Source organism: Methylophilus sp. OH31, assembly GCF_000576615.1.
GTDB lineage: Bacteria > Pseudomonadota > Gammaproteobacteria > Burkholderiales > Methylophilaceae > Methylophilus.
In genome coordinates, this window is record NZ_BAUS01000004.1 from 286,932 (window position 1) to 307,019 (window position 20,088).

The following is a 20,088-nucleotide window of genomic DNA, read 5'->3' on the forward strand; positions in this document are numbered from 1 at the left end:
GGCTTCGGTTTTTTATTGGGTGCCGTGCGTCTTATGGCAGGGTACGTTCCAGTTTAAACAGGTCGGCAATCTGTTCGCGCTCACGGATCACATGCACCTGGTCGCCATCTACCAGCACTTCGGCGGCACGCGCACGTGTGTTGTAGTTGCTGGACATGCTCATGCCATAAGCACCTGCAGAATGAATCGCCAGATAATCGCCTTCGGCAATGGCCAGGTTACGGTCATGACCTAGAAAGTCGCCACTCTCGCAAACCGGGCCGACGATTTCATACACCTGCGCTTCAGCAGCCGATGGCGCAATGGTGGTGATATTGTGGAATGCGTCATACAGCGCTGGGCGCATCAGGTCGTTCATGGCGGCATCAACGATGGCGAAGTTTTTGGATTCGCCCGGTTTCAGGTATTCCACCTTGGTCAGCAAGACGCCTGCATTACCGACCAGTGCGCGGCCTGGTTCAAACAATACTTTTACGTTTCTGCCAGCCAGTTTTTGCAGGATTGCAGCCGTGTAAGCAGCAAAGTCTGGTGGGGTTTCATCACTGTAGGTAATGCCTACGCCGCCGCCGACGTCTATATGCTGGATATGAATGCCTTTGGCAGCCAATGCGTCTACCAGGCCAAGTACTTTATCCAATGCATCGAGGAAAGGCGACAGCTCGGTAATTTGCGAACCAATATGGCAATCCACGCCGTGCACTTCGATGTTAGGCAGTTGCGCCGCTTTTTCATACAGGTTCAGTGCATCTTCAAACGCCACGCCAAACTTGTTGTTTTTGAGACCGGTAGAAATATAGGGGTGCGTTTTGGCATCCACGTTGGGATTCACACGTAGAGAAACCGGGGCTTGTTTACCCAGGCTGGCAGCTACTTGCTGGATGCGGTCCAGTTCATTGACTGACTCTACGTTAAAGCACAGTATGCCCGCTTCGAGCGCGGCTTTAATTTCAGCATGTGATTTCCCCACCCCTGAGAACACGACTTTTTTCGGGTCGCCACCTGCAGCAAGTACGCGCGCCAATTCGCCGCCAGACACAATATCAAACCCGGCGCCTAATCTGGCGAACAGATTCAGAATGGCCAGGCTGGGATTGGCTTTCACTGCGAAGCAAATCAAATGGTCATGGCCAACCAGGCCAGCCTGAAAGCGTTCAAAGGCTTGCGTTAATGCTGCACGCGAATAGACGTAAGTAGGCGTTTGATGTGCCAGAGCGATCTCACGCAGGGCCACATGTTCAGCATGTAGCAAGCCCTGTTGAGTAGAAAAAGGTTGGGTTGAAAGCGCGGTCACGATGAAGACTTATCTTGTTGAGGGGTTTGAGGATATTGGCGTTCAGGAATATACAAATCCCCTTTGAGACCACAGGCGCTCAGTTGAGCCAACAATAAGGCAACAGCCAGTAATCTCGTCCAGAAGGGAAGCATGATCCACCGTCCAATGTAAATAGTGCGTCATTTTACCATTAAACCGTCAGTGGCTCATGTGGCTGCACCGCGACTTGACCGTTTGTCGGGCAATCTCAACCACTGGTCGGCTGCCGCTGGACATGACAGTCTGCTATTTGCATGATAAGGCTATCTTAAAAGGGGTTTGATCATGAAGCGCCCAAATCAATATGGTTTTAGCCTGATTGAAATGATGATTGTGGTAGCGATTATTGGCTTGCTGGCCAGTATTGCCGTGCCTGGGTATCAGGATTACGTTAAAACCGGCAATGCTGCCGAAGCGCCGGCGAATCTGGCCAATTGCCGGGTGCAGGCTGAGCAGTTCTTTCAGGATAACTTTACTTATGTGGGGTTTGTATGCAACCCAAGTGATGCCAAGTTTTTTGATTACTCGGTTGATAGCCAAACAGCTACTACTTACACGCTGAAAGCAGCGGGTAAGTCTACCCAAAATATGGGCAATTTTGCTTTTAGTGTGAATCAGGACAATGCCAAAACGTCCACATACGATGGTACGGCAGGGGCTTCTTGTTGGCTGACATCTTCTTCGGGTAGTTGCTAATGCAGCAAAAAGGCTTCACTTTAATAGAGCTGGTTGTCACCATGGTGGTGCTGGTGGCCGTAAGCAGCATTGCGATTCCTGCTTTTCAAACCTCTATTGGTAACGCCCAGATTCGTACTGTTGCGGAGTCTATTCGGGCTGGCCTGCAACAGGCCAGGGCCGAGGCTATTAAGCGCAATGCCAAAGTGAAGTTTACCTTGCAAACCAATAGCGCCTGGCAGATTGGTTGTGTGACAGTGACCACTGATTGTCCGACATTGATTACCCAAAAAAAGGCAGTGGAAGGTTCTTCGGCTAATACAACCGTGAGTGCTGATAATAATACTGCCGTGTTTGGCAGCTTTGGTACTCGCGATCCGGCGACGCCCGTCGCACTCACGGTCGTTAATGTGACTAACTCCCAAGTGAACAGTACAGAGCGTAAAGCGTTACGCGTCATATTGGGTGCAGGTGGGAATGTCAAGGTGTGTGATCCATCGGTGACAGTAGAGGGGGACAGCAGAGCATGTTAAATTCTTCACCAAAACAATCGCTGGCGATGAAACGCAGCCAAAGTGGTTCGGTGCTGATTGAAGCCTTGGTAGCCGTGACCATTTTCAGTATGGGCGTGTTAGCGCTGGTGGGCCTGCAAAGCGCCATGATTAAAAACAGCAGCGATAGCCGTTACCGTGCGGAGGCGCTGCTTATTGCACAAACGCATATTGCCAACATGATGGCCTTTGGCGGCAATTCAGCAAATTATATTGCGCAGATTGATAGCGAGAAGATTAAAACGCAATTACCAAACGGTACGCTCACTTTTTCATCGCTGACCAATAGTATGGTGACCGTGAGTGTGGGGTGGCAAGTGCCGGGAGGTACTCGCCACCTGGTCAATGCCTCTAGTTATTTATTTGATGTGACGCCGTAATGAGTGCTTTTGCCATCATCAGAAAAACACGTCGCAAACACGCACAATCAGGCATGAGTCTGGTTGAGTTGCTGGTTGGTATTCTCATTGGCCTGGTCGCCACCTTGGCCATCAGTAACTTGTTTAGTGGTTTTGAGGCGCGTAAACGTACGATTGCAGGCGGGGCAGATGCACAGTCTAGCGGTGTGCTGGCTATGTATTACATTCAGCGCGATGCACAAAATGCGGGCTATGGTTTGCCGCTGTATAACAGCAGTGATCCTTCGCCGTTACTCTGTCCTATCAATACCTCCATTAACCAGGCGGGTGTCGTAATTAATCTGTCGCCGGTGGTCATTGTGGATGGCGGTGCCGGTAATGACATTGTGCGTATTCGTTATGGCAATCCGGCCAGTGGTGGCGCTTCTATGCGAGCCACCGGTAATATGAACGCCCCCTCGCTGGATGGGCGCCTGATCGGTTGCCAGGAGAATGACGTGGTGCTGTTTCACCAGACGCCAGCCAATCCCACTTGTAGCATGGCCAGGTTAAAAAAATTGAATGCGGATCGTACGATTAACACTTTATCCGAATTGAATACGGTGCCTACGGCTAACCCGGTCACGGATTTGAATGGCGCCGATTGGGTGCGTTTTTCCTGTATTGGTGTCTGGAATCAATATGAGTTTGCGGTCAGTGACGCACATGAACTGACACGCACGGGGGGCACACCTGGTTCCAATGCATTTCCAGACAGCACAGCTGTCGCCGTCGCTGGCGAAATTGTCTCATTGCAGGCGCAATATGGCGTTGCAGACACGATAGACCCCACTGCCACAACCGCTACGGCAGCGGCTTACATTAATCGTGTCGATCGATGGGTGGATGCAACAGGTCAGTTTGGCACTGCGATGGTATTGATAGACCGCAATCGTATTCGCTCAATGCGTGTGGCCGTGGTTGCCAGAGACGGTAACCTGCAAAAAGCGACTGTCAGCCAGCCTTGCAACGGTAATGCTGTGGGGGTGAGTAAAGTATGCATCTGGCAGGCGGATGCTAATCCAGTTAATGTGGATTTAAGCGCTATTCCCAATTGGCAGCGCTATCGTTATCGCACCTATGAAGCCACCATCCCACTTAGAAATGTGATTTGGAATCGCGATGCCTTATAGCCCTTTTTTGTTTAAATCTGTACGCCCTGAGATCGCCAGGCAGGCCGGTATTGTGCTGTTTTTTGCGCTGCTGGCGTTGGCCGTCATGTCTATTGCAGCCGTGGCACTCATACGCGGCGTCGATACCAATGCCTTGCTGTCTGGCAACCTGGTGTTCCGCCAATCTGCCAGCACATCCTCCAATGTGGCCCTGGAGGGCATTGCGGAAAATGTAGCCAAGACGATTAAGCTGGTTGATAGCACTAGTCATCATGCCGGGCAAGGCTATTACGCCAATTGTAGCCAGTTTGATACCCAGCCCAATTTGCTGGTGTGTGATGGTAGCCAGTTAACCAGCATGACCTGGAATGATGCGAACAGCAGTCTGGTGCCTACACAAACGGATGGTAATGACGAAATTCGCAATGGGGTAGACCGCCAAGGTAACGAAATTCGTTACGTCGTAGAACGCATGTGTAGTTACAGTGACGCGGAGGTGACGGCGGGGGCTGCACTGAGTAATGCCTCTCGTTGTATGATGGCCAGTTCGCCTAGCAATGGTGAAAACTGTTCCCACAATGTCACAAATCTTGAGCTGTTCAAGCGTTGCATCGCCAGCTCTGACTCTCCTTTATATCGCGTCACTTTGCGTGTTTCCGGCCCCAAAAACACCGTGACCTTTATGCAATCGTTTGTTTCAAACTAAGCAGGTGGAATGATGAAAAAAACATTTTCTCTCGGCATTTCTCTTGGATTGTTGCTACTTTCCCATCTGGCATATGCCGATTTTCTGGACCTCGCAACGATGCCATTGCAGACTTCCGGCAGCTCGGATGTGAAGCCTAACTTGATGTTTGTGCTGGATAACTCCGGCAGTATGGGATTTAATTACACACCTGACTGGGCGACAGATGATCCGGATGGTCGCACTTATTACGACTCCAGAGGGCGGCTCACGACTTATGCAGCGGATGATTGGCTATTTAGCAACGCGGCATTTAATACCCAGTTTTATAACCCGGAGGTGAGCTACTCTACGCCCTTGAATTCCCTGGGTAACAGTTTAGCCAATAAAACTTCTTACAGTGGCTTTGCAGAATCTGCCACCACTTATTACGCTACGATCAATCGCGGTAGTTCAGCCTATTATTTTGCTTATGTCCCAGGGGAGTATTGCACAACGCCATCTCTCACCAGTTGTACCATTTCAAAAACCGCCACTACTACCAATAAATATCCTGCCAGTATTCGCTGGTGTAACTCGTCCTCGGCTTCCGGCAAGAGGGTCTTGGCGACCAGTGGCGGGGTGCAGGATCGTTGCCAGGCCATACGCAATAATGTCACCACGGTGAATGATAGCAACACCTATGTTTACTTAAGGGAGCCAAGGGCAACCTACCGACTGACATTGAATGTGACGGGTTCAGTGAGTGTTACCAGTGTCAAAATTAATAATATTGAGCTTTTATCTGCCTCAACTAGCTCAAACTCGACTTCATCTACAGTCGCGAGTCGGGTGAGAACCAATATTTGTACTACCAGCTTGAGTGGTAATTGCAAACTGGCGGGCAATACTCTTAGCGCCCTCAGTGGAAGCAGTTTTGATATCACCACTTTTGCTGGTGACCCTATCAATACTTCAAGCCCTATCCAAGTGACTTTTTCTGGCACAGGTGGTAACTACACAGCCACCGTGGTCACAGCCAGCGCAAGTGATATTCCGGGTAGCCTGGTCTATAAGGAAATCGTTAGCGGACAAACTTATACTGCCCCTGGGGCGAGTGCTAAAGGCTTGGACCGGACTGACTGTGCGGGGACAGTATGTACCTATAGCGAGGAATATACCAATTTTGCCAATTGGGTGACCTATTATCGTACACGCATGCTGTCGATGAAGACTGCCGCCAGCCAGGCATTTAAGTCTTTAGACGCCCGTTATCGCGTGGGTTTCGTAACGATCAACAGCCCCAAGAGTAACTATTTAGCGCTGGCGCCGTTTGATGCGGCGCAGAAAAGTGCATGGTATGACAAACTGTTTGCCACATCTGCGAGCGGGGGTACTCCACTGCGCACGGCGTTATCAAGTGTGGGCAGGCATTTTGCAGGCAAGCAAACACTGGGTACTGATGACCCGATGCAATATGCATGTCAGTCTAATTTTACTTTGCTAACCACGGATGGTTACTGGAACGACACCACTAACCCGACGCGTATTAATGGATCGACGGCGATTGGTAACATGGATGGTGGTAGCACGCCAGCGCCGCAATACGACAGTAGCAATAAGTCAAACACCCTGGCAGATACCGCGAAGTATTTTTATGACACGGATATTCGCGATAGCAGCCTTTCTAATTGTAGTGGTGCGCTCGGTTCGTCTGTATGCGGTACCTCTAATGACTATCCAAAGCAAAACATGGTGACTTTGACTTTGGGTCTGGGTATTGATGGTACCTTGCTTTATACCGAGGATTACAAATCGCAAAGCATGGGTGATTACAAGGACATCAATTCAACGCCTATGCTGAAAAACTGGCCAGACCCGACTCTGGCGGAAAATGGCACGCGAATTGATGATTTATGGCATGCGGCGGTCAATGCTGGTGGTACTTATTACAGTGCCAGTAATCCCAAGTTGCTTAAAGAGTCTTTGGCCAAGGGGCTGTCAGAAATTAAAGCGATTCAAGGCGCGAGTGCGGCTGCCGCAGCAAGTAGCCTAGCGCCTACAAAAAATGACAATTATCAATATGTTGCCAGCTATCAATCCGTTAAGTGGATTGGCAACTTGGAAGCGCGTACGGTGAATTTGACCAGTCTGCAAACGTCTGAGTCTGCCGTGTGGTGTGTGGAGAGTGTGGCGGCAGACACGTGCAAACTGCCTAGCGCTTCTTACAGCAACGATGGCGCGTTCTATTGCAAAACGGCTAACTCAGATCAGACCACTTGCGGTAATAGCGGCGGCGCATTAGGCACGGACCTTGGATTCAGTGAATCAACTTCTTGTTACGTCCCTGTGGCCAGCAGTTGTACAGGTAAACTACAAGGGCAGTTGGCTAGTCGCACCATATATTTCAATGCAAATAACACGCTTACGCCATTCAAGGTCGAGAGTTTGCCCATTTCTTATAAGCAAACTCTTGAGGATGGTTATAAAAAGTTGAGTCAAATGCAAGGCTTGCAGACAACAGATCAAAAATGGACCGATCCTGAGAAGGTCGATAAATTGATTAATTACTTACGTGGGAATAAAACTTACGAAGATAGCAGCTTGAATACCGAGTCTAAGAATCGCCTGTTCAGAGAGCGCCAGGCTATTTTGGGCGACATTTCCCAATCGCGCCCGGCCTATTTCAAGACCTCCAATGCGGGCTATCTGGACAATAATTACAAAACCTATAAAACCTCTACTGAGTTGCGTACTCCGATGGTGTATGTTGGTGCAAATGATGGCATGCTGCATGCCTTCAATGCGACCACTGGCTCGGAGATGTGGGCCTTTATCCCCACTCCCGTGATTCCCAATCTGGCCAATCTTGCTGATAAAGAGTATGGCGCCAATTACCATACCAATTATGTCAATGGCAGCCCGGTTGTGGCTGATGTTTGTGTGTCCGGTTGCACGGGCGGGAGTGCTGTTTGGCGCACTATTCTGGTTTCAGGGTTGAATGGCGGTGGTCGCGGATACTTTGCGCTGGATGTGACAACCCCTGAAAATCCTCTGTTGTTGTGGGAGTATTATGCTAGAGCCGAAGGCGATAGCTATAATAAAAATCTCGGCTATAGTTTTGGCAACCCGATTGTCACCAAAATGCAGGATGGCCGTTGGGTGGTGTTGCTGACCTCGGGCTATAACAATGGCGCCTATGCTGCCAAACGTGAGAATGGTACTTTTGTTGATAACAATCCTGCAGGCGATGGTGGTGGCTACTTGTATGTGTTGGATGCGGGTACTGGCGCTGTGATTAAGGTATTAGCCACCACTGAAGGTGATAAGCCTACAGGATTGGCCAGAATCTCAGCCTATGCCGAGCAAATGTTTGAGAACAATACGGCACTCAATGTCTATGGCGGTGACTTAAATGGCAAGGTGTGGCGTTTTAATATCAATACTGGCGCAGTCACTAAAATTGCCGACTTGACGGATGCTGGTGGTGCACCACAAAAAATCACGACTCAACCAGAGTTGGGTAAAGTGGATAGTAATATCGTGGTGATGATAGGGACTGGTAAATTCCTGGAGCCAGCAGATTTGACCAATACGCCCTTGAACTCTGCCTATACCTTTAAAGATAGCGGACAGGCCATCAGTATAGACCGTGGTCGGTTAACTCCTCAATCACTTGGCGGGGACCGAAAAGTGACAACGACGGCTATTCCTAATTTTAACAGTGGTTATGGTTGGGTTGTCGACTTTCCTGCCGGTGAGCGCGTCAATTTGGATCCCTTATTGCTCAATGGCGTGTTGCTGATGCCGACGTTGGTTCCTAGTAGTGAGGCTTGTAGCGGTGCTGGCTATGGCTGGTTCAACTATTTTGATTACAAAACAGGCGGCTCAGTATTGCCTAGTGGTATCGTCTCCGAGCGCATGACCTCACCTGCCGTCGGGTATAACATTGTCTATGATGGCAATGGTATACCGCATGTGGTGGTGACAGGTAGTAATGACCCCACACCGCAACAACTGTCTATGGATGATCAGGTGTTTGGATTGTCAGGAAGTAGCAAGTCGACTGACATTTTCAAGCAAAGAACCAATGGCAGCTATGGCACCAAGCAAAGCTGGCATGAGTTGATTCAGTAAGAGTGACACCATTAAAAAAGCCCCGGTAGGGGCTTTTTTAATTTGAGCGAGTTATTTAACTTTGATGGCGAACACATACAAAATCAGGCAAATCGCTACAACAACGCCAATCAGGGTATAGATGCCTACCGCGCCTAAAAACATGGTTGCCTCCTGTGATGGTGATGGTCGAAGTTTTATTTTAGGCAAACACGGGGGCAGTGTCTAGGTATGAACGAAACGTGTACCTAGAGGAGGTGTGGCAGAGGTCGTGCGTGAATTTGTACAGATTGGCCGCGGCTAGTTACCGGGCAATACGCTTGACGCTATACCACTTCCAGGGAGAGTTCCGCAGGTTTGTAGATTGCCTGAATATTATTGTCAGCCACAATGTCCTCAGCCAGATACATAATGTCCTGTGCGGTCATCAGCTCAGGCATGCTGGCGGTGTAGGTCAGTGGCTCATCTTGCCATTCGCTCATGATTCTTCCTTTATTTGCTGGTGTGTATAACTGTATTAACGTCATGCTTGGTCCATTCTTAAGTTGGGTATTCTGCTTTATGGCGACTATCTGTATCGCCATTGATTAAAACTATGTTAACCAGGCTGTGTGAAGATTTCATGAAGTGAATGCATTGTTTAGATGACAGTGACCTTGCTATTCAGCTGTCCTAAAATGGCGCACAATAAAAGCACTTAGAGCGAGGGTTGACTGATGAAGGCTGCGAGGATAGTCGCTGTGTTTGGGGTGTTGTTGCTAGGCTATGCAGGTTTCTGGTATTGGCAGTCACTGACGGAAGCTGAGCCCATCAGCCCGCAGAGCGATGTTGCGCAGGCGATTAATCAGTGTGACCTGATTGCCAGCAAGGCCGCGGCTGAGTTGCCTGAAGTCTTGCCGTTTCAAAAGCTGGAGAAAGCGGCCAGGCAGTCTCGCGTACTGGATCGCTGCATGCATGATCGCGGTTATAAACAGAATCCGGCCTGGGTGACTCAAGCCAATCAGCAAGCGCCGCGTATCGCACATGAACAGGGCATTTCTGAGGCTGAGGCGTATGAAACGCTGCGTCGGCAGGCCATGTTAAACGCGCAGCCAGGCGCGACTGGCTATTGGCGCAAACCTGCCTGAGCGATTAGCGTTTTTGGCCGAGATAATCGGTTTTGCCAAGCGGTACACCGAGGTGGCGCAAAATGTTATAAGCCGTGGTGGTGTGAAAATAGACGTTGGGCATGACCCATTTTTGCAGGTAGTCCAACCCGGTAAATGTCAGGTCCACTTTGCGGATCGTCAGCACGATTTCTTTGCTGTCAGCCCCCTCCAGCTGTTCTGGTTGGATTTGTGCCAGGAAATCTATGGTTTTATCGATTCTGGCGTACAGCATGTCAAAGCTGGTTTCATCATCGGCATATTGCGGAATTTCCAATCCGGCCAGTCTAGCGCCTGCACCTTTACTCATGTCGCTCACCAATTGCACTTGTCTGGTGAGCGGATACATATCGACAGATAAACGGCTGTTCAGCAGCACTTCAGGCGCCACCTTTTTCTGCTCAGCATACAATTCACCTTGTTGCAGGATGTGTTTCAGGTTTTGCAAGGTGCGCAGCAATGGCGTGATACTGACATCATATAAATGCATGGCGTAACCCTCTTAATAGTCATAACGCCGATATTGTAACGCTTCTGCAATATGCGCATCACTCATGTGTTCTGCATCGGCCAGGTCAGCGATAGTCCTGCCAACCTTGAGAATGCGGTGATAACTGCGGGCGGATAATGAGAACTTGTGCATGGCAGTTTGTAGCAGTTGGCTGGCTTGTTCCCCGAGCTGGCAAACATCCGCAATCTCCAGCGGGCCTAGCATTGCGTTGGGTTTTTGCTGGCGCTGCATTTGCCGCCGTCTCGCCAGCGTCACGCGGGCGCACATACTGGCGCTGCTTTCACTAGGCTGGTGTTGGCTCAATTCCTCGGGTTTAAGGGCGGGGACATCGATATTCATGTCAATGCGGTCAAGCAAGGGGCCGGAGAGTTTGTTTTTGTAGCGTAAGATCTGTTCTGGCGTGCATCGACAGCGCTGGTTGTAATGGCCGAAATAACCACAAGGGCAAGGATTCATCGCGGCAATCAGCTGAAATTGTGCCGGGAAAGTGGCTTGCCTGGCGGCACGTGAAATGGTGATGCTGCCATTTTCGAGCGGCTCGCGTAAGACTTCGAGCACCTTGCGGTCAAACTCCGGCAGCTCATCCAAAAAAAGCACGCCATGATGCGCGAGGCTGATTTCACCGGGGCGTGGCACGCTGCCTCCGCCGACCAATGCCACTGCCGAGGCGGTATGGTGTGGTGCACGAAAGGGGCGTTTTTTCCAGTTCGTTGCTGGAAACTGACCGGTCAGTGACAAAATCGATGCGCTTTCAAGCGCCTCCTGCGTGGTCATTTCTGGCAGGATGCCGACAAACCGTTGCGCCAGCATGCTCTTACCCGTGCCTGGTGGGCCGCTCATTAGCAGGCTGTGCTGGCCGGCCGCAGCAATCTCCAGTGCGCGTTTGGCGCGTAGCTGGCCTTTGACCTCCTGATAATCTGGCAGCAAGGTGTTTATTGTCGGCGTGACCAAGGGGTGTTGTGGCAACGATTGTTTGTCAGACAAATGCGCGCATACATCAAGCAGGCTGTCTGCCGCAAAAATGGTGCAGCCTTCAACCAGGCTCGCTTCATATGCACTTTCTTGGGGCAAGATAGCCGCTCTGGTGCCCGCTTTGTCTTGTAGCAGTTGATATGTCATCGCCAGCGCGCCTCGAATTGGCCGTAATGCGCCTGTGAGCGCCAGTTCACCGGCAATCACATAATTTGCCAGCTGTTGTTTGGGCAGTTGGCCTGAGGCGGCCAGAATGCCGAGCGCAATCGGCAGATCGTAGCGTCCGCCTTCTTTGGGCAGGTCGGCCGGCGCAAGGTTGACGGTAATGCGACGGGCAGGAAACTCAAATTGTGCCGTCTGTATCGCCGCACGCACACGGTCCTTGCTCTCTTTTACTTCGGTTTCAGGGAGGCCGACGATGGTGAAACTTGGCAAGCCATTGGCCAAATGCACTTCTACCACCACCTCTGGCGCGTCCATGCCGCTCAGTGCACGACTGTATAACACCGCCAGACTCATTTCGCACTCCTGAATATTGGAATGCTAACAATTGTAAATTAATTTTTACTTCTTGGCTGGTTGAGCCTGTTCCAACTGGCTGATTTTTTCTTCCAGTGTTTTCAATTGTTGCTGGGTACGTGCCAATAATGCTGACTGAATATCGAATTCTTCGCGTGAAACAAGTTCCATTTTGGTGAGCGCGCCCTGAAATAGTGCATGCAAATTGGTTTCTAGCTCTGAAATGGGGCTTGAATCAACTAGTTGTTTGATTTTAAAAGATAATTCTTTAATTTTTTCGTTGGTGAATAGCATGGTAAGCACTCCTTTGCACAATATTTTAGCATGTATAGCAGGGTTGAAAATATAATTACCCCAATACAATAAGTTCATAATTAATAAAAAACAATTTGTTACCATGTTTTTTTAATAATAAACTTTATATTTTAATTTTAATTATTTGATTTTATTTGTTTATATAGGTTGGCACGTGCCTTGCTTTGTGGTCAATGTTGTTTCATTCTCGTTTACAACAATTCGATCAAAGATTTTCACAGAGAGAGGACTCATAAATGCGTCAATCTATTTTGCTCACAGCAGTTTTGGGTGCATTATCTTTTGCACAAGCTTCATACGCAGCTGAAGAGGCTAAAGAAGAAGCTAAATCTGACTGGTCTGCGACCGGTAACGTTTCTTTTGTATCAGATTACTACTCACGTGGTATTTCACAAACATGGCACAAACCAACCGCACAAGGCGGTATGGATATCACCCATTCTAGCGGCTTCTATGCTGGTGTTTGGGGTTCAGGCGTGTCACCTAACACTTATCCTGATTCGACCACTGAAATTGATGTTTATGCTGGTTACAACGGTAGCGTACCTGCTGTTGAAGGTTTGGGCTGGAGTGCTGGTCTGTATGGCTACCTGTATCCAGGTGGTTCATGGAAAAAATACCGTGCATCAAATGCGGCTAACCCAAATGATGTATTGACACCTAAAGGTGGTAGTTGGGACACTTATGAAGCTAACGTTGGTTTATCCTACGGTTGGTTAAGCGGTAAGTTGTCTTACACATTGACTGACTGGTGGGGCGCGGATAAGTCTACAGGTTGGGATGGCAGCACTAAGGGCTCTACCTATTTTGAATTGAACGCGGCTTATCCATTGCCATGGTGGGATTTGACATTGATTGCTCACGTTGGTCGTTTGAATGTGGCGGGTAAACTGGACAAATCTTTTAGCCCAGATGGCGGCGTAAACTTGCCAAGTACTTCCATTTCTGGTGCTACTAACCCAGACTACACAGACTGGAAAATTGGTCTGAGTAAAGCATTCAAAATTGGTGCTACCGAAGGCTGGAACGCCGGCGTATACTGGGTTGAGTCAGACAACTCCCGCTACTGGGGTGAAAATGGCTATGGTGGTACAAGCTTTAACGGTAAAGGTACCAGCACTAAAGCGCAAAGTAAAAATCTGAATGATGGTCGTCTGGTATTAACGGTCGGTCGTACATTCTAAATAAGCAAGTTTAGATCTGGCGGGCATTGTGCCCGCCAGAGTTAACAACGGGAGAAGCAAATGAAATTTGTATCCGCAATAATCAAGCCATTTAAGCTTGATGAAGTGCGTGAGGCTTTGTCCAACATTGGCGTACAAGGCATCACAGTCACTGAGGTCAAAGGGTTTGGCCGTCAAAAGGGGCATACCGAGTTATATCGTGGTGCAGAATATGTCGTGGATTTTTTGCCTAAGGTGAAGCTCGAAGTAGCCATCAAGGACGACATGCTTGATCAAGTCGTTGATGCGATTGAGAAAGCGGCTGCAACTGGCAAAATCGGTGATGGCAAAGTATTTGTCTTCGATCTGGAACAAGTTTACCGTATACGTACCGGCGAAACCGGTCCGGATGCGCTATAAGAAAGGGCTTCAGCTATGAAGAAAATTCTTTCCATGTTATCACTGGTCGCCTTGATTGGCCTGGCGGCAACCCCAGTGAGTTATGCTGAAGAGACTGTGACTGAAACGATCACAGTACAAGAAACAGTTACCCCTGATGCGGCACCAGCGGCCGAAGCGCCTGCTGCAGAAGCTGCGCCAGCGGCTGCAGAGGCTGCACCAACATTGGATGTAGGTAATACCGCATTCATGATTGTGGCTACTGTGTTGGTAATTTTAATGACAATCCCAGGTTTGGCCCTGTTCTATGGTGGCTTGGTGCGTCAGAAAAACATGCTTTCGGTGTTGATGCAAATTTTCGTGGTGTTCTCATTGATTTCCGTGTTGTGGGCGGCTTACGGCTACAGTATGGCGTTTAGTGAAGGTAATGCCATCGTTGGGGGCTTGAGCAAGGCGTTCCTGTCAGGCATTACAACGGACAGCTTGTCTGGCACTATCCCTGAATATGTTTTCCTGACTTTCCAGATGATTTTTGCTGCGTTGACACCAGCATTGATCGTGGGTGGTTTTGCTGAGCGTATGAAGTTCTCTGCCGTATTGCTGTTCACGGCGTTGTGGGTGACCTTTGCTTATATCCCAATCGCACACATGGTGTGGGGTGGTGGTTATCTGGCTGAATTAGGTGCCAAAGACTTTGCTGGCGGTACTGTTGTACACATCAACGCTGGTGTGGCTGCGCTGATTGGCGCCATGATGTTGGGCAAACGTATCGGTTACGGTAAAGAAGCCATGCCTCCACACAACCTGGTCATGACCATGATTGGTGCGTCATTACTGTGGGTGGGTTGGTTCGGTTTCAACGTAGGTAGCGAACTGGCTGCTGATGCCACTGCTGGTATGGTTCTGGTAAACACACAACTGGCAACTGCGGCTGCGGTATTGGGCTGGATCCTGGCTGAGTGGTTGTTCAGAGGCAAACCAAGCATGTTGGGTGCTGCATCCGGTGCGGTAGCGGGTTTGGTAGCGATTACACCAGCATGTGGTTTCATCGGCCCGATGGGTTCTATCATTCTGGGCTTCACTGCCAGCTTCGTCAGCCTGTGGGGCGTGACCAAGTTGAAAGGTGCGCTGGGTTATGATGACTCACTGGATGTATTCGGTGTGCACGGCCTGGCAGGTATCTGGGGCGCGGTAGGTACAGGCGTATTGATGTCTCCTGGTTTGGGTGGTGTGGGTTATGCCGAAGGCGTGACCATGGGTGGTCAGGTTTCTACCCAAATCATCGCCGTCGTGGTGACCTTGATCTGGACGGGTATCGTGAGTGTGATTCTTTACAAAGTTGTAGACGCTGTTGTAGGCTTGCGCGTAAGTGAAGAATACGAGCGCGAAGGTCTGGATACGACTGAGCATGGTGAGCGTGCTTACAGCCTGTAATCCGTGATGTGAAAAAGAAAACGGCTCATTGAGCCGTTTTTTTTTTGAACTTAATAAAATACATTTGTATCCATGTAGTGGGCCTGAACTAAAATAACTCTTAATTATGGCAAATCTAACTCCCTCCCTGTTGAGCCCGGTACAACGGGTATTAAAACTCGCCGCCTTTGAAAAGCAGGATATCCTGCTTCTGGTTTACCTGACACTAGTCTATGGCGTGTTGGGCATTGCGACGCCTGTGGCGGTGCAGACCATGGTTAATATCGTCACCATGGGTGGCGTGTTGCAGCCCTTGTATGTGGTCGGCTTTATCCTGTTTTGCCTGCTGGCCTTGTCGGGGGGGATTTACGCGATTGAGAGTTTTCTGGTTGAGCTGATTCAACGCCGGGTATTCGTGCGGCATAGTTTGCTCATTGCGCAAAACACACAACAGATTCATGTCTCTGTTTATGACCAGCACAACCCGGTCGAGCTGGTAAACCGCTACTTTGATATTCAGACGGTGCAAAAATCGGTGGCAACGCTGCTCACGGTCGGCCTGACCGCCTTGCTGCAAGGTTTGATTGGTAGCGTGGTCTTACTGTTTTACAGCTTGTACTTCGGTATTCTGGTAATCCTGATGCTGATCGTATTGTGGGCTGTCGTATTTTTGCTGGGCAAGCAGGCGGAAACCACCGCGCTCAAGGAGTCCAAGGCCAAGTACGATATGGCGGCATGGCTGGAAAACATTGCACGTAATAAATGGTTATCCAAGTTTTATGGTGCCAAACAACGTACTACAGAAAATACTGAGGTGCTGGCACAAAACTATCTGGGTGCCAGAGTACAACATTTCCGCGTATTAATGATGCAGTTGATTGGCGCGGTTGGCATGTATGCGGTGATCGGCACTGGCATGCTGATTCTCGGCGGCACCTTAGTGATCAAGGGACAGATTAACCTGGGCCAGTTTGTGGCGGCAGAATTGATTATTTTTGGCGTGCTGTCTGCCTTTGTGCGCTTTGTGACCAAGCTGGAGTATTTTTACGATTTGCTGGCTGCGGTCGATAAATTAGGCGTGCTGGAGACCTTGCCGGTGGAGACGGTGGGTGAGCATCAGTCGAGCCTGGACGGCTATCATCCTTTAAAAGTGGTTGGCCTGGGTTTTAGTCATCTTGCTCAGCCAGCACTGATGAGTCAGGTGAGTTTCGAGTTGCAGCATGGCCAGAGTATGGCGATTCTGGGCGCATTGGGCAGCGGTAAAAGCACCTTGCTCGAGCTGTTAACCGGACTCAGGCAACCTGCCCAAGGCTATATCAGTTATGGTGGCATAGACTTACGCCAACTGAACCTGGACCACTTGCGTGACCGTATTGGGGTTGCCAACAAGGTCGAGTGGCAGCATGGCTCTATTCTGGATAATCTGCGCCTGACCCGTACTAACATCACGCTGGATGCCATGGTCGATATCTTGCAAATGCTGGGCTTGTGGGAAGATATCAGCCAATTGCCCAAGGGCATGGATACGGTACTGACCGATTATGGTGCGCCCATGACCTATACTCAGTTGCAACGCCTGATGCTGGCCAGGGCGATGATAGGACGTCCGGACTTGCTGATCATTGATGGCTTGCTGGATGGACTCGGCCAGCAGGAGCTGGATCAGGTACTGACTTTGCTTAAGCGCCACCAGTCAAATTGGATGCTGATCGTGACGACACGCTTCCCCCATATTGCACAGCAATTCCAGCAGGTGATGACCCTGGATAGCCCGCGCAACCAGGCGGGAGACCATCATGCATAATCAATTGCAACAAGCGCTGATGCACAGCGTGCAAACGCCGCAGCATTTGCGTGTCTGGATCAAACGGTTAGCCTGGTTGTTAGTGGGTTTGCCGACCTTGTTTTTATTTTTACCCTGGCAGCAAAACGTGACGGCCTTGGGTAAGGTGACTGCCTATTCACCTTCCGAGCGCGTACAAACCATCGATGCGCCGGTGAATGGCCTGATCAATCGCTGGCATGTGCAAGAGGGCTCGCAAGTGAAAGAGGGCGATTTGCTGCTGGAGATTGCCGATACTGATCCTAATTTTAAGCAGCGTCTTGAAGCACAGCGGGATAATTTGCAAAGCAAACTGGGTGCGAAACAGGATGAGTTGCGTAATTACGAGTTACAGAAACAGAACCTGACCGCCGCACGCGATGCCAAGATTTCTGCGGCCCAATACAAGCTGGATGTGGCCAACCAGAAAATCCGCAGTAGCCAGGAGGCGGTGAATTCGGCGCAGGCGACATTGGATGCGGCGAGCCTGCAAGTCAATCGTTTGCAACGTTTGTTTGCCGATGGCCTGGTGTCTAAGCGTGATTTGGAAGTAGCTGAGCGTGATCATATTATTGCCAGCCGCAACCTTAATAGTGCGCAGGCGCAATGGCAATCAGCCAAAGCCGAGGCCAGTTCGGCGGCGGCGGATATCCAGCAAACCCGTTCTGATACCCAGGCCTATTTAGACTCAACTTCTGCGGTGATCAACAAGATTCGCGGCGAAACCGCAGACAGTGAAAATAGCCTGCACAATTCAGAAATCTCACTGGCGCGGCAAAATATGCAGCGTATTGTCGCGCCCAGGGATGGCACGATTTTCAGGTTACCGGTCAATTCGCAATCGCAAATTATCAAGCAGGGCGATCCCTTGCTGGTGATTGTGCCCCATACCTCGCAGCGCGCGGTCGAGTTATGGGTTGATGGCCGTGATGCACCGCTGATTACGTCCCGCAGCAGTGTGCGCCTGGAGTTTGAAGGCTGGCCTGCGATACAGGTGCCCGGTTGGGCGCAGGTTGGCGTCGGCACGTTTGAAGGTGAAATTTCTTTTGTCGACCCGACAGATAACGGCTCCGGTCATTTCCGTATCATGGTCGTACATAAAGCCGGTACGCCAGAATGGCCATCGGCCAGGTTTTTGCGCCAGGGCATCAGCGCCAAAGGCTGGGTACTGCTTGAGCGTGTGACCATAGGCTACGAATTGTGGCGTTTGCTCAATGGCTTTCCGCCACGTATCCCGCCAGAGCCTTTGCCCTTGCAGCAGTCCGGAGGCAAAGCAGCATGACGCGCTGGCTGGTAACACTATTAGCGCTTGCTTCGCCCTGGGGCGCATTGTTGGCCGATGAGGTGACAGACACGCGTGCGCGGCAACGCCTGGAAAAGACCGAAGGGCGGGCGTTAGAAACGTATAGTCCGCAACCTGGCCTACCACTACACGATGCGGTCAAGCAACAGCGGCAACGCAAATCGTCGGTGACGGTTGATTTAAAAAGTGCGTTAAAGCCGTTTGATAGCCCGGAAAGTGAAAGTATTGTGCCAATGGCACAAGGCTCTCAAGTCACCATTGCCGATATACGCCAGCGGGCATTGCAAAACAATTTGCAAATCAAAGTGGCAAAAATGGACCCTGAGCTGGCGAGACAATCGCTACGAGAAGAGCAGGCCAAGTTTGACCAGGTGATTTTTGCTTATGCCAAATATGCCGAAAAAGACACACCTGCCATGGCAGGCGATAAAGTCATCCTCAAGTCAGACAATGCACTGTTGAATGGCGAGCTGGCAAAACTCAACCTGGATGCGCAAAAAAAGGAATTCTGGGATGTCGAAGCGGGTGTCAAAGTGCCTTTGCGTACGGGTGGCACCGTGACCCTGAGTGCGCCGCTGGAAAACCGGCAGAGCCTGGGCAAGTTTGCCAGCGACCAGTACCGCAGTGCCTTGCGCTTCTCGTTTAGCCAGCCTTTGCTACGCAATGCAGGCCAGCAGGTGAACGAAGCCAGCATCCGCGTTGCCGAGCTGGATCGCGACAGCGTGCAGTTGAAAACCCGCTTGCAGACCATACGCATTGTCGCCACTGTAGACAAAGCCTATTGGGAGCTTTACGAGGCGTGGGCGGCGCTGGATGTGCGCAAAAACCAGTTTGAATATGCCAGTCAGAACCTGGCCATGGTCAAGCGCCGCGTGCAGGAAGGCTTAACGGCCGCTGTAGAAATCAATCGTGCCGATATAGGCGTGGCTGACCGCATGGAAGCGCTGATTGTGGCAGAAACTAACCTTAAACTGGCACAACGGCAATTACAGTTTTTACTCAATGATTTGCCGGATGATCAAACAGGCCAGTCGCCATGGGTGCCAATGACGGCACCTAGCCTGGTCAAGTTTGAGTTTGACCGTGCGCATTTGATCCGCGATGCGCTGGATAGCCGTATTGAGTTGCTGGATCAGGAGTTGAAGCTAAGTGCTGACCTGGTGCAGATTGATTATCTGCAAAACCAGACCTTGCCCTTGTTCACACTGGATTACCAGTATGGGGCATTGTCCGGCTCCGGCGAGCGCTTCGGTGATATCGGCCAGGACTTGTTTGGTGGCCGTTATCGCGACTGGTCGGTCGGCCTGAAGTTTGAAATGCCGGTGAGTAATGAAGCGCGCAAGGCCAAGCTGGATCGGGCCGTGGCGCAGCGCATGCAGCGCCTGACCACCAAAACGTTACAAACACTGACCGTAAAACGCGAGATACATGACTCGCTGGATAAAGTGGACCAGAATTGGCAACGTATTATTGCTGCGCGTCAGCAAGTGCTGGTGGCTGGCATTAACTATGAAGCCGAGCTCAAGCAGTTTAATGAAGGTTTGCGTACCATGACCGAGGTGCTGGAAACGCTAACGCGTCTGGGCGAGGCGCAGTTAAAAGAAATTCGCGCCATTAGTGATTACCAGGTGGCGCTGGTGGATATGGCTTATGCCACTGGTACTGTACTTGGGCATGGCCAGATCAGTTTGCAATAAG

At 50.3% G+C, this 20,088-nt stretch carries 19 protein-coding genes; 13 read left to right on the forward strand and 6 right to left on the reverse strand.

Annotated elements, in window-relative coordinates; translation table 11 throughout:
* Positions 1–31: 31 nt before the first annotated feature.
* Positions 32–1,291 carry a diaminopimelate decarboxylase gene (gene lysA, locus OH31_RS07895; RefSeq protein WP_164480672.1) on the reverse strand — a complete coding sequence of 420 codons (1,260 nt, stop codon included), beginning with the start codon at positions 1,289–1,291 and terminating at the stop codon, positions 32–34.
* Positions 1,288–1,425 carry a lipoprotein gene (locus OH31_RS15375; protein ID WP_148296199.1) on the reverse strand — a complete coding sequence of 46 codons (138 nt, stop codon included), beginning with the start codon at positions 1,423–1,425 and terminating at the stop codon, positions 1,288–1,290. Before OH31_RS15375 ends, lysA begins: the two co-directional genes overlap by 4 nt.
* A 172-nt stretch (positions 1,426–1,597) precedes the next feature.
* On the opposite strand from OH31_RS15375, the gene OH31_RS07900 reads away from it, so the two are divergent.
* From OH31_RS07900 to OH31_RS07925, 6 genes are read left to right on the forward strand one after another with little or no spacing between them, the layout of a single operon-like run.
* Entirely contained in the window at positions 1,598–2,008 is a 411-nt protein-coding gene (locus tag OH31_RS07900) for a type IV pilin protein (RefSeq protein ID WP_024930303.1), read from the forward strand.
* Positions 2,008–2,520 (forward strand): GspH/FimT family pseudopilin, encoded by a 513-nt coding sequence (locus OH31_RS07905; RefSeq protein ID WP_024930304.1) that lies wholly within the window; start codon positions 2,008–2,010, stop codon positions 2,518–2,520. Before OH31_RS07900 ends, OH31_RS07905 begins: the two co-directional genes overlap by 1 nt.
* Positions 2,514–2,918, forward strand: a complete 405-nt coding sequence (locus OH31_RS07910) for a hypothetical protein (protein WP_024930305.1) — start codon at positions 2,514–2,516, stop codon at positions 2,916–2,918. Before OH31_RS07905 ends, OH31_RS07910 begins: the two co-directional genes overlap by 7 nt.
* Positions 2,918–4,069 carry a PilW family protein gene (locus OH31_RS07915; protein ID WP_024930306.1) on the forward strand — a complete coding sequence of 384 codons (1,152 nt, stop codon included), beginning with the start codon at positions 2,918–2,920 and terminating at the stop codon, positions 4,067–4,069. The genes OH31_RS07910 and OH31_RS07915 overlap by 1 nt, the downstream gene beginning before the upstream one ends.
* Positions 4,059–4,754 carry a pilus assembly PilX N-terminal domain-containing protein gene (locus OH31_RS07920; RefSeq protein ID WP_024930307.1) on the forward strand — a complete coding sequence of 232 codons (696 nt, stop codon included), beginning with the start codon at positions 4,059–4,061 and terminating at the stop codon, positions 4,752–4,754. Before OH31_RS07915 ends, OH31_RS07920 begins: the two co-directional genes overlap by 11 nt.
* A 9-nt stretch (positions 4,755–4,763) precedes the next feature.
* Entirely contained in the window at positions 4,764–8,849 is a 4,086-nt protein-coding gene (locus tag OH31_RS07925) for a pilus assembly protein (RefSeq protein WP_024930308.1), read from the forward strand.
* 305 nt (positions 8,850–9,154) lie between these two features.
* Here the strand turns inward: OH31_RS07925 and OH31_RS15160 are convergent, their stop codons facing one another.
* Positions 9,155–9,310 carry a hypothetical protein gene (locus OH31_RS15160; RefSeq protein ID WP_019880917.1) on the reverse strand — a complete coding sequence of 52 codons (156 nt, stop codon included), beginning with the start codon at positions 9,308–9,310 and terminating at the stop codon, positions 9,155–9,157.
* A gap of 234 nt (positions 9,311–9,544) precedes the next feature.
* Between OH31_RS15160 and OH31_RS07940 the strand changes: the two genes are divergently transcribed.
* Entirely contained in the window at positions 9,545–9,955 is a 411-nt protein-coding gene (locus OH31_RS07940) for a hypothetical protein (protein WP_024930309.1), read from the forward strand.
* Between the two features lie 4 nt (positions 9,956–9,959).
* Here OH31_RS07940 and OH31_RS07945 read toward each other — a convergent pair whose 3' ends face one another.
* From OH31_RS07945 to OH31_RS07955, 3 genes are read right to left on the reverse strand one after another with little or no spacing between them, the layout of a single operon-like run.
* Positions 9,960–10,463, reverse strand: coding sequence for a DUF1993 family protein (locus OH31_RS07945; RefSeq protein ID WP_024930310.1), 504 nt, complete (start codon positions 10,461–10,463; stop codon positions 9,960–9,962).
* A 12-nt stretch (positions 10,464–10,475) separates the two neighbouring features.
* Positions 10,476–11,975 carry a YifB family Mg chelatase-like AAA ATPase gene (locus OH31_RS07950; protein WP_024930311.1) on the reverse strand — a complete coding sequence of 500 codons (1,500 nt, stop codon included), beginning with the start codon at positions 11,973–11,975 and terminating at the stop codon, positions 10,476–10,478.
* 45 nt (positions 11,976–12,020) lie between these two features.
* On the reverse strand, positions 12,021–12,269 hold the full coding sequence (locus tag OH31_RS07955) for an accessory factor UbiK family protein (RefSeq protein WP_019880955.1): 249 nt from the start codon (positions 12,267–12,269) through the stop codon (positions 12,021–12,023).
* 257 nt (positions 12,270–12,526) lie between these two features.
* On the opposite strand from OH31_RS07955, the gene OH31_RS07960 reads away from it, so the two are divergent.
* The 6 genes from OH31_RS07960 (at position 12,527) to OH31_RS07985 (ending at position 20,087) form a co-directional block, all read left to right on the forward strand.
* Positions 12,527–13,474: a TorF family putative porin gene (locus OH31_RS07960; protein ID WP_024930312.1), complete on the forward strand. Its 948-nt coding sequence runs from the start codon at positions 12,527–12,529 to the stop codon at positions 13,472–13,474.
* A 60-nt stretch (positions 13,475–13,534) separates the two neighbouring features.
* Positions 13,535–13,873, forward strand: coding sequence for a P-II family nitrogen regulator (gene glnK / locus OH31_RS07965; RefSeq protein WP_018986930.1), 339 nt, complete (start codon positions 13,535–13,537; stop codon positions 13,871–13,873).
* A gap of 15 nt (positions 13,874–13,888) precedes the next feature.
* A complete protein-coding gene (locus OH31_RS07970; protein ID WP_024930313.1) occupies positions 13,889–15,286 on the forward strand; it encodes an ammonium transporter in 1,398 nt (465 codons plus the stop codon).
* A gap of 106 nt (positions 15,287–15,392) precedes the next feature.
* On the forward strand, positions 15,393–17,069 hold the full coding sequence (locus tag OH31_RS07975) for an ATP-binding cassette domain-containing protein (RefSeq protein ID WP_242402228.1): 1,677 nt from the start codon (positions 15,393–15,395) through the stop codon (positions 17,067–17,069).
* On the forward strand, positions 17,062–18,369 hold the full coding sequence (locus OH31_RS07980) for an HlyD family secretion protein (protein ID WP_024930315.1): 1,308 nt from the start codon (positions 17,062–17,064) through the stop codon (positions 18,367–18,369). Before OH31_RS07975 ends, OH31_RS07980 begins: the two co-directional genes overlap by 8 nt.
* Positions 18,366–20,087, forward strand: coding sequence for a TolC family protein (locus tag OH31_RS07985; RefSeq protein ID WP_024930316.1), 1,722 nt, complete (start codon positions 18,366–18,368; stop codon positions 20,085–20,087). Before OH31_RS07980 ends, OH31_RS07985 begins: the two co-directional genes overlap by 4 nt.
* The last annotated feature ends 1 nt before the right edge of the window (position 20,088 follow it).

What these genes read in the sequence shown, in the direction of transcription:
- glnK (WP_018986930.1), top strand. Translation starts at nt 13,535, where the DNA reads ATGAAATTTGTATCCGCAATAATCAAGCCATTTAAGCTTGATGAAGTG.
- OH31_RS07955 (WP_019880955.1), bottom strand. Translation starts at nt 12,269, where the DNA reads ATGCTATTCACCAACGAAAAAATTAAAGAATTATCTTTTAAAATCAAA.
- OH31_RS07940 (WP_024930309.1), top strand. Translation starts at nt 9,545, where the DNA reads ATGAAGGCTGCGAGGATAGTCGCTGTGTTTGGGGTGTTGTTGCTAGGC.
- OH31_RS07945 (WP_024930310.1), bottom strand. Translation starts at nt 10,463, where the DNA reads ATGCATTTATATGATGTCAGTATCACGCCATTGCTGCGCACCTTGCAA.
- OH31_RS07925 (WP_024930308.1), top strand. Translation starts at nt 4,764, where the DNA reads ATGATGAAAAAAACATTTTCTCTCGGCATTTCTCTTGGATTGTTGCTA.
- OH31_RS07950 (WP_024930311.1), bottom strand. Translation starts at nt 11,975, where the DNA reads ATGAGTCTGGCGGTGTTATACAGTCGTGCACTGAGCGGCATGGACGCG.
- OH31_RS07915 (WP_024930306.1), top strand. Translation starts at nt 2,918, where the DNA reads ATGAGTGCTTTTGCCATCATCAGAAAAACACGTCGCAAACACGCACAA.
- OH31_RS15375 (WP_148296199.1), bottom strand. Translation starts at nt 1,425, where the DNA reads ATGCTTCCCTTCTGGACGAGATTACTGGCTGTTGCCTTATTGTTGGCT.
- OH31_RS07910 (WP_024930305.1), top strand. Translation starts at nt 2,514, where the DNA reads ATGTTAAATTCTTCACCAAAACAATCGCTGGCGATGAAACGCAGCCAA.
- OH31_RS07920 (WP_024930307.1), top strand. Translation starts at nt 4,059, where the DNA reads ATGCCTTATAGCCCTTTTTTGTTTAAATCTGTACGCCCTGAGATCGCC.
- OH31_RS07975 (WP_242402228.1), top strand. Translation starts at nt 15,393, where the DNA reads ATGGCAAATCTAACTCCCTCCCTGTTGAGCCCGGTACAACGGGTATTA.
- OH31_RS07985 (WP_024930316.1), top strand. Translation starts at nt 18,366, where the DNA reads ATGACGCGCTGGCTGGTAACACTATTAGCGCTTGCTTCGCCCTGGGGC.
- OH31_RS07905 (WP_024930304.1), top strand. Translation starts at nt 2,008, where the DNA reads ATGCAGCAAAAAGGCTTCACTTTAATAGAGCTGGTTGTCACCATGGTG.
- OH31_RS07900 (WP_024930303.1), top strand. Translation starts at nt 1,598, where the DNA reads ATGAAGCGCCCAAATCAATATGGTTTTAGCCTGATTGAAATGATGATT.
- OH31_RS07960 (WP_024930312.1), top strand. Translation starts at nt 12,527, where the DNA reads ATGCGTCAATCTATTTTGCTCACAGCAGTTTTGGGTGCATTATCTTTT.
- OH31_RS15160 (WP_019880917.1), bottom strand. Translation starts at nt 9,310, where the DNA reads ATGAGCGAATGGCAAGATGAGCCACTGACCTACACCGCCAGCATGCCT.
- OH31_RS07980 (WP_024930315.1), top strand. Translation starts at nt 17,062, where the DNA reads ATGCATAATCAATTGCAACAAGCGCTGATGCACAGCGTGCAAACGCCG.
- OH31_RS07970 (WP_024930313.1), top strand. Translation starts at nt 13,889, where the DNA reads ATGAAGAAAATTCTTTCCATGTTATCACTGGTCGCCTTGATTGGCCTG.